The following is a 7,854-nucleotide window of genomic DNA, read 5'->3' as shown; positions in this document are numbered from 1 at the left end:
CTCCATGACCATCGAAACCACCAATCCCGCGACCGGCAAGGTCGAGTATCGCCACGAGCTGATGACACCCGCGCAGGTCGACGCTGTACTGGCGGCGTCGGTAAAGGCATTTCCCGCGTGGTCCGCGCTGTCGTTGGCCGAACGCGGCACGGTGTTGCGTGCGATAGGCGCCGAGTTGCGCCGGCGTCGCGAGGATATCCAGCGCACGATCACCGCCGAGATGGGCAAGCTGCGCAAGGAGGCGCTGGCCGAGGTCGACAAGTGCGCGGGCGCCTGCGACTACTACGCCGACCACGCCGCCGATTACCTGCAGGACCAGCCGGTCGCCACCGATGGCCAGCGCAGCTACGTGCGCTATGAGCCGATCGGCTGCGTGCTGGCCGTGATGCCCTGGAACTTCCCCCTCTGGCAGGTGTTCCGGTTCCTGGCGCCGGCCTTCATGGCGGGCAACGTCGCCGTGCTGAAGCATGCGAGCAACGTGCCGCGTTGCGCCGACGTGATCGGGGAGGTGGTGGCTGCGGCGGGCCTGCCGGAAGGTGTGTTCGGCGTGCTGCACATCGACAACGATCAGGCGGCCGAGGTCATCCGTGATGCACGGGTGGCGGCGGTGACCCTGACCGGCAGCGAACGTGCCGGCCGTTCCGTCGCCGCCAACGCCGGCAGCCAGCTCAAGAAGAGCGTCATGGAGCTGGGCGGCAGCGATGCCTTCATCGTGCTGGACGATGCCGACCTCGACAAGACCGTCGCCGGCGCCGTGGCGTCGCGCTTCGGCAACGCCGGACAGACCTGCATCGCTGCGAAGCGGTTCATCGTGCAGGACGCCATCGCCGATGCGTTCGTGAAGCGTTTCGTGGAAGCGGCGGCAAAGCTGCAGCTCGGCGATCCGCAGGACGAGGCGACCACGCTCGCTCCCATGGCGCGCCAGGACCTGCGCGACGAGCTGCACAAGCAGGTGCAGGCCAGCGTTTCCAAAGGGGCCAAGGTGCTGCTGGGCGCGGAACCCGATGCGTCGCATGCCGGTTATCCGGCGTCGATCCTGGATGCGGTCGCGCCGGGCATGCCGGCCTATGACGAGGAACTGTTCGGCCCCGTCGCCAGCATCCTGCGGGTGAAGGACGATGCCGAGGCCGTGCGCGTGGCCAACGACACCACGTTCGGGCTGGGCGGCAGCGTGTGGACGAAGGACGTCGAGCGCGGCAACCGCATCGCGCGCGAGTTGCAGGTCGGTGCGGCCTTCGTCAACGCGATCGTGCGCAGCGACGTGCRCCTGCCGTTCGGCGGTACGAAGCGGTCCGGCTTCGGTCGCGAACTGGCCGAGCACGGCATCCACGAGTTCATGAACATCAAGTCGGTCTATATCGCCTGACCGGGGATGGCATCGAAGAGCCGGGCATGCTCGGCTCAGTGATGAGGGGCCAGGAAGAAGGGCAGCGGAGCAGGCTCCGCCCTACGGTGTCCATGGGTGGAACGGATGGTTACGGCAGGCGCCGTTCCTAAGTCGACATGCCGGTGCCATCTTGTCGGCAGTTGAATTGGAGGCGCCATGAGCACCCTGACCGATACCACGCCCGCCCGCGTGATCCGCACGATCCGCGGCCGCCCCACGTCCGATGGCGCTGGCGTCAAGCTGACGCGCGTGATCGGCGGGCCCGACCTGCCGGATCTCGACCCCTTCCTGTTGCTGGACGAGTTCGGCACCGACAAGGCCGAGGACTATCTTGCCGGCTTCCCGGAGCATCCGCACCGCGGCTTCGAGACCGTCACCTACATGCTCGATGGCCGCATGCGCCATCGCGACAACCACGGCAACGAAGGCCTGCTGACGCCAGGTGCCGTGCAGTGGATGACGGCCGGTCGCGGCCTGGTGCATTCGGAGATGCCCGAGCAGGAATCCGGCCGCATGCGCGGCTTCCAGCTGTGGGTGAACCTGCCGGCGCGCGAGAAGATGACGGCGCCGAAGTACCAGGAGTTCGCGCCGGAGAAGATTCCGGTCGCGCATCCGGCCAACGGCATCGAGGTGAAGGTGATCGCCGGCAGTGTCGGCGACACGCGGGGCCCTATTTCCCAACCGGCCACCGACCCGGTATACCTCGACATCGCACTGCAGCCCGGACGTGCCTGGGACTACAGGCTGCCCGTCGGCCACAACGCGTTCGCCTACGTGTTCGAGGGCGCGGTGACGGTGGGCGAGGGCGAAGAAGCGCGTGCGCTGGACACCCATGAAATGGGGGTGCTGGGCGGTGGCGATACGCTGCAGGTGCGTGCGGGCAACCAGCCGGCGCGGCTGATCCTGGTGGCGGGGCGTCCGTTGCGCGAGCCGGTGATGCGCCACGGCCCGTTCGTCATGAACACCCGGCAGGAATTGATGCAGGCGTTCGTGGATTTCCAGGAAGGCCGCTTCTGAACCCTGCAGGGGGCGGGACCACGTCCCGCCCCGCGACCATCAGTTGCCGGCGGACAGCTGCGCGCTGGTGGCGCGCACGTCCAGTTGCTGAGCCAGCGAAATCAGGCTGCCGAGCTCTTCGGGCGAGTTGGCGTTGATCCAGACCTGCGCGTAGCGGTCGTTGTCCAGCTCGACGACGGTGATGCGGCGCGAGGCCATCGCGGGCGAGGTTTCCTGGCCGGCCAGATCGGGTCGGTACCAGAAGATCTCCTCGCCGGAGAACGCGCTTTCCTCCTCACGCAGTCGCCGTTCCAGGCGGATCCGCGGATCGCGCGAGGTGAGCATGACGTTCAGCACCTCGCGCCCGTCGGCGGCGACCGCCTTGCAGGCGATGAAGGTGGCATCCACGCGTTGTTGCCATTCCAGGCCCGCGTTCGCGGGCAGGGTGGGGCACGGCGGCGCTGTCTGCGCCCACGCAGCGGCGGAAAACAGGAAAAGGAAGGCAGCGATCATGGTCTTCATGCAAATCCCCTGGGGTGCGACACCCCGGACTACGGCGGTACGAATGTCCGCGCACCGTGGCGGGCCGTCACGGCCCTCCGTCATCCCCTGGCATGCCACGTTGGCGGCTGCCGCTTTCCCCCGGCAGTCGACCCGACCATAGCCCATGCTGCGTCGCAAAACAACGCGAGGGCGCGGGAACGGCGATCCCGGTCACCGCCATGCCGTCGCCGTGCCCGGCATCCACCGGGCACGGCGCGCAAGAATCAGTCGCGGTCGCGACCCAACCAACCATAGAGCATTCCGCCGATCAGGCCGCCGAGGATCGGCGCCAGCCAGAACAGCCACAGCTGGCCCACGGCAGCCGGCCCTGCGAACAGCGCGACGGCGGTCGACCGCGCCGGATTCACCGAGGTATTGGTCACCGGAATGCTGATCAGGTGGATCAGGGTCAGGGCCAGGCCGATGGCGATCGGCGCGAAACCCACCGGCGCGCGGCCGTGGGTGGAACCCATGATGACGACCAGGAAGAACGCCGTCAGCACGACTTCCGTCAGGAAGCCGGCCGCTACCGAATACCCCCCGGGCGACATGGCGCCGTAGCCGTTGCTGGCGAAGGCGCCAGCCGCATTCGGATCCACTGCGAAAGCGGGATTGCCCGAGGCGATCTGCCATAGGATGAAGCCCGCCGCGAGACCGCCCACCACCTGGGCGACGATGTAGGGCAGCAGGTCGCGCGCCGGGAAGCGTCCGCCGGCCCAGAGGCCGATACTGACCGCCGGATTGAAATGGCCACCCGAGATATGGCCGAACGCGTAGGCCCCGGTGAGGACCGTCAGGCCGAACGCGAGCGACACGCCCAGCAGTCCGATGCCCAGGGGATTGCCATCGCCGCCGAAGTTGGCCGCCAGCACTGCGCTGCCGCAGCCGCCCAACACAAGCCAGAACGTGCCCAGGAACTCTGCCGCGAGCCTCTTCGCCATACTCATGTCAGCTCCCCTCACTGTGATCGTGCGCCCCGTCACATGACGGTGCGCGCACGATAGCGGAAGCCCCTCGCCGTACGTGTTTGCTTTGCGTTACGCCGCAGGCATTCAAACGCCAATGAAGTTCGTGTCACATTCTGGCGGCGAGGCCGGCGATCATCTTTCGGGCAGCGGGATGAATTCGGTTTCGCCGGGGACGTGGCCGAAGCGGCCTTCCAGCCAGTCCTGCTTGGCCTGTTCGATGCGCTCCCTGGAACTCGACACGAAGTTCCACCACAGGTGGCGCGGTGCATCCAGCGGCTCGCCGCCCAGCAACATGGCCTTCACGGGTGTCCTGGCGCGCAGCACGGCCCGGCTGCCGCGATCGAACACCACCAGGTGCTTCTCCGGGATGTCCGCACCGTCCACCTGCGCCTGGCCTTCGAGTACGTAGAGCGCGCGCTCCACATGCCCGCCGTCGATGTCCAGCTCGGCATCCGGCTGCAGGTCCACGGCGACGTTGAAGGTACCGCTGAACACCTTCACCGGCGACTCTTCGCCATACGCGCGACCGGCGATGACGCGCAGCCGGGCACCGCCTCGCTCGATCGACGGCAGGGTCGCCGCCGTATGGTGGTGGAATTCGGGTGCGACTTCTTCCGCCGACGTCGGCAGCGCCACCCAGGTCTGCATGCCGTGCACGTCATGGCGTCCGGCACGCACGTCTCCCGGCGTACGTTCGGAGTGGGCGATGCCGCGGCCGGCGGTCATCCAGTTGACGTCGCCGGGCGTGATCACCTGCTCGGACCCCAGCGTGTCGCGGTGGTGGATCGCGCCGGACCAGAGGTAGGTCACCGTGGCCAGGCCGATGTGGGGATGCGGCCTCACGTCGATGCCGCGGCCGGGCTCGAACACCGCCGGCCCCATGTGGTCGACGAAGACGAACGGGCCCACGCTGCGGGCCTGGAGGCTGGGCACGGCGCGCCGGACGTTGAAACCGTCGCCGAGGTCGTGCACGCGGGGCGCGATGATCGTGGTCATGGGCAGGTCCTCCGGGAGAGGGACGAAGCATCGCACGGCGCCTCGGCCATGCCTGCAACAGCACGGAAACGGATCGTTGCGCGCCGGATCAGCCGCGCCGCGACGCCAGCCGGTCCGCCAGCCGCGTCGGTTCCGGCAAGCGGTAGCCGCGGAGCGTACGCAGCACCCAGTCCAGCGCGCCCTGCATCGAGACGCGATGCCCCGGCGAGACGATCAGCGGGTTGCAGCGCGGCTTGCTGCGAAGGACCCAGCCGATGTGGTCGCCGCGATGGAGTAGTGGCGTGCGTTCGCCGGCAAGGGCGCCCGGTGCTTCGTGTTGACCGCAGAGGACGTTCTTGGCGACGCCGACAGCAGGCAGGCCGGTGACCACGCCAAAATGCGCGGCGATGCCCAGGCGACGCGGATGCGCGATGCCCTGGCCATCTACGAAGGCGAGGTCCGGCACGTGCGGCAGCCGGCCAAGAGCAGCGACCAGCGCCGGCAGCTCGCGGAAACTCAGCAGGCCCGGCACGTAGGGCATCGACGTGGGAAGGCGGACCACCTCCATGGCGGTGGGCTGCAGCGTGCCGGCGTCCAGCAGCACGGCGGCGGCGCGGGTCGTGGCGCCGTCGTCCTCGAATCCGACATCGAAGCCGCCGAGCCATCGCGGGGTATCCGGCACGTCGTCGCGCAGCACGACATCCGCCGCGAGTTGCGCCTGCACACGCCGCGCATCCGCGACGCTACCGTCCCAGTCGCCGAATACGGGGTTCATCGTGGCGGCGCGGTGCCGTAACGCTGCACGTCCAGGGTCGCGACGCCGTCGGCGCCGATGCGCACGATGGACATGCGGTCGTATTCGCCATCGTCCATCGGTGCGGTCGCACACGCGCAGAGCGCGGCGACCAGGTCCGGCACCGTGTTGCTGTGGCCGACCACGAGCACCGTGCCGGCACGGTGCGCCTGCCGCCACTGCCCCGCGATCTCTGTCGCCGGACCGCGCGCGTAATACGCCGCGACCGGCAGCCGGTGCGCCGTGGCGGTGGGCTGTGCCGTCTGCCGGGTCCGGCGGAACTCGGTGGCGTAAACGGCGACCAGCGGCTCGTCGCTCAGGCGACTGGCCAGTGCATCGGCACGGATCCGGCCGGCGGCGGAGAGGCTCGGGTCCTCGGGATCGTCCGTCGCCTTCTCGGCATGTCGGACCACCACGAACGTCAGCGGTGCGGCCATGTCGCGGGGAGCGCGCGTCACGCAGCCGGCGGCCAACGACGCCAGCAGGACCAGGAGGGGAGTGCGTAACCGTTGCGGCAGGCGCATGGCGATCCTCGGTGAAGGCAGGTGGCGAGCGTGCAGCGGCGGATCGGCCGGCGCAAGCGGCGCCATCACGGCGCTGCCGCTACGATAGGACCGTGTCCGTGAAGAGGGGGAGACCATGCGCAAGTGGCTGCGTCGGCTGGCCATCGCCATCGTCCTGCTGCTGGCGGCGTCCGCGGTGGCGCTGTACAGCTATGGGCGGTTCGCCGAAGGCGCGCGCGGGCCGGCATCGCATGCATTGCCGACGGCGGCCGATGCCACTGCGCTCGACCGCGCGATCGCGCCGATGCTGCGCGAGCGCGGCCGCCAAAGCGGCATGGCGCTACTGTCGGACAACCTGGATGCCTTCACCGTGCGTGCGGCCACGGCACGTGCCGCCGGCCGCAGCCTGGACCTGCAGTACTACATCTGGAACCACGACTTCACCGGCAACCTGCTGGGGTACGAGGTGCTGCGCGCCGCCGACCGCGGCGTGCGCGTGCGCCTGTTGCTGGACGACATGACGGCGCACGGCAAGGACTCTCACCTGGCCGCATTGGACGCGCACGCGAACATCGAAGTGCGCCTGTTCAATCCCTCGCGCAGCCGTGCGGGCGTGCTGGGCCGTGCGACCGAGATGCTGCTGCGGCCGATGGCGATGAACCGCCGCATGCACAACAAGGCGTGGATCGCCGACGGCCGCGTTGCGGTGGTGGGCGGACGCAACGTGGGCGACGAATACTTCGACGCGGCTGCGCAGACCAACTTTCTCGACCTCGATGCCGTCCTGCTGGGGCCGGCAGTGAAGCAGACCTCCGCCATCTTCGATGATTTCTGGAACAGCGCGTCGGTCATCCCGCTCTCCGCCCTTACCCGGGCTGAGGACGGCGCGCTGGATCGCCTGCGCGAGAACGGCGATGCCGGTTACCGGTCGCCACAGGCGACGGACTATGTCGCGCGACTGCGCAGCACGCCCGGCATGCGCGCGCTGGTGGGCGGCAACACGCTGCACTGGCTCGACCAGGTGGGCGTGTACTCGGATCCGGCGTCCAAGGGACAGGGCGAGGGGCAGGGGTCGTGGCTCGTGCACCGGCTGGGCCGGGCGATGAACGAAGCCCGGCGCGAACTGCGGGTGATCTCGCCCTATTTCGTGCCGGGCGAGGAAGGCACGCGCTGGCTGGTGGGCAAGCGCGCCGAGGGCGTGGACGTCAGCGTCCTGACCAACTCGCTGGCCGCGAACGACGTGATGGCGGTGCATGGCGGGTACGCGCCGTACCGTATTCCGCTGCTGGAGGGGGGCGTGACGCTGTTCGAACTGATGCCTCACGGCCACCAGGACAGCAGCCTGTTCGGCTCCAGCGGCGCCAGCCTGCACACCAAGGCGTTCGCGGTGGACGGGGAGGGAGGATTCATCGGTTCGTTCAACCTCGATCCGCGCTCGGTAAACCTCAACACCGAAATGGGCGTGCTGTTCCGCGACCGCAACGCGGCCACCGCGCTCGTGCGCAGCTATCAGACGAAGATCGCCCCCGACATGAGTTACCGCGTGCAGCTGCACGACGGTGCACTGCGCTGGGAGGACGCCTCTCAGCAGCCGCCGCGCATCTGGGACCGGGAGCCCGAGGCCAGCGTCTGGCGACGGTGGACCGCACATGCCATCGGCTGGCTGCCAGTGGAATCCCAACTGTAGCG

The 7,854-nt window shown here is 68.9% G+C and carries 8 protein-coding genes; 3 read left to right on the top strand and 5 right to left on the bottom strand.

Features of this window, described 5'->3' with window-relative positions; all coding sequences use genetic code 11:
- Window positions 1–4 precede the first annotated feature (4 nt).
- Both AC04L7_RS00145 and AC04L7_RS00140 read left to right on the top strand, forming a co-directional pair.
- Window positions 5–1,366, top strand: coding sequence for an NAD-dependent succinate-semialdehyde dehydrogenase (locus AC04L7_RS00145; protein WP_475512342.1), 1,362 nt, complete (start codon window positions 5–7; stop codon window positions 1,364–1,366).
- Between the two features lie 177 nt (window positions 1,367–1,543).
- Entirely contained in the window at window positions 1,544–2,404 is an 861-nt protein-coding gene (locus AC04L7_RS00140) for a pirin family protein (protein ID WP_435997656.1), read from the top strand.
- Between the two features lie 39 nt (window positions 2,405–2,443).
- Here AC04L7_RS00140 and AC04L7_RS00135 read toward each other — a convergent pair whose 3' ends face one another.
- The 5 genes from AC04L7_RS00135 to AC04L7_RS00115 form a co-directional block, all read right to left on the bottom strand.
- Window positions 2,444–2,905 carry a hypothetical protein gene (locus tag AC04L7_RS00135; protein ID WP_296279997.1) on the bottom strand — a complete coding sequence of 154 codons (462 nt, stop codon included), beginning with the start codon at window positions 2,903–2,905 and terminating at the stop codon, window positions 2,444–2,446.
- 245 nt (window positions 2,906–3,150) lie between these two features.
- A complete protein-coding gene (gene aqpZ / locus AC04L7_RS00130; RefSeq protein WP_296279998.1) occupies window positions 3,151–3,873 on the bottom strand; it encodes an aquaporin Z in 723 nt (240 codons plus the stop codon).
- A 153-nt stretch (window positions 3,874–4,026) separates the two neighbouring features.
- Window positions 4,027–4,890, bottom strand: coding sequence for a pirin family protein (locus tag AC04L7_RS00125; protein WP_296279999.1), 864 nt, complete (start codon window positions 4,888–4,890; stop codon window positions 4,027–4,029).
- Between the two features lie 88 nt (window positions 4,891–4,978).
- The gene (gene nfi, locus AC04L7_RS00120) at window positions 4,979–5,644 is read right to left on the bottom strand and encodes a deoxyribonuclease V (protein ID WP_435997659.1); all 666 of its coding nucleotides are present in this window, start codon (window positions 5,642–5,644) and stop codon (window positions 4,979–4,981) included.
- Window positions 5,641–6,186, bottom strand: coding sequence for a SixA phosphatase family protein (locus AC04L7_RS00115; protein WP_299341581.1), 546 nt, complete (start codon window positions 6,184–6,186; stop codon window positions 5,641–5,643). The genes nfi and AC04L7_RS00115 overlap by 4 nt, the downstream gene beginning before the upstream one ends.
- A 115-nt stretch (window positions 6,187–6,301) precedes the next feature.
- Between AC04L7_RS00115 and AC04L7_RS00110 the strand changes: the two genes are divergently transcribed.
- Window positions 6,302–7,852: a phospholipase D family protein gene (locus AC04L7_RS00110; protein WP_435997662.1), complete on the top strand. Its 1,551-nt coding sequence runs from the start codon at window positions 6,302–6,304 to the stop codon at window positions 7,850–7,852.
- Window positions 7,853–7,854 lie beyond the last annotated feature (2 nt).

Source organism: Pseudoxanthomonas sp. LjRoot204_2, from assembly GCF_056175765.1.
This window is presented reverse-complemented; position numbering and strand designations above follow the sequence as displayed.